This is a genomic window from Pelomicrobium sp. G1, assembly GCF_051905455.1.
Taxonomy (GTDB): domain Bacteria; phylum Pseudomonadota; class Gammaproteobacteria; order Burkholderiales; family UBA6910; genus Pelomicrobium.
The window spans coordinates 1-393 of the sequence record NZ_JBQACR010000141.1; the positions used below are offsets into that span (position 1 = coordinate 1).

1 protein-coding gene and 1 pseudogene are annotated in these 393 nt (G+C 65.4%); both read left to right on the top strand.

What is annotated here, in order from left to right; all coding sequences use genetic code 11:
* The coding region (locus tag ACTFO6_RS17885) for a c-type heme family protein (protein WP_439935763.1) at positions 1-173 on the top strand (173 nt) is incomplete at its 5' end.
* A gap of 7 nt (positions 174-180) precedes the next feature.
* Positions 181-393 (top strand): annotated as a pseudogene (locus ACTFO6_RS17890) (c-type cytochrome); the annotation flags it as partial.

Consider the following 393-nt stretch of genomic DNA (forward strand, 5'->3'; position numbering starts at 1 on the left):
TCTACAAGGAGGAAACGTTGGGCGGGAAGAAATACTTCACGGCGGTCTATCCCGACAAAGCCGTGGCCAAGGCCTGCATCGCCTGCCACAACGATCACAAGGACAGCCCGCGCCGCGACTTCAAGATGGGCGACGTGATGGGCGGCGTCGTGGTGCGCATCCCCATGAAGTGAGGCGACGGTGAAGCCAAGCCGATGGGCTGCGCTGTTTACGCTCGTCGCCATGCCTGCGGCGGGAGAGCCGGGCGCAGCGTACCCCAAATTTGACGATCCGCAGCTACGGCTCGGCCGCGCCGTCTGGCTCGCCAACTGCCGGGACTGCCACGCCAATCCCTTGTCGGACGCGCCTCAAATCAAGGACAAGGCCGCGTGGACCGCCCGCCTGGCCAAGGGG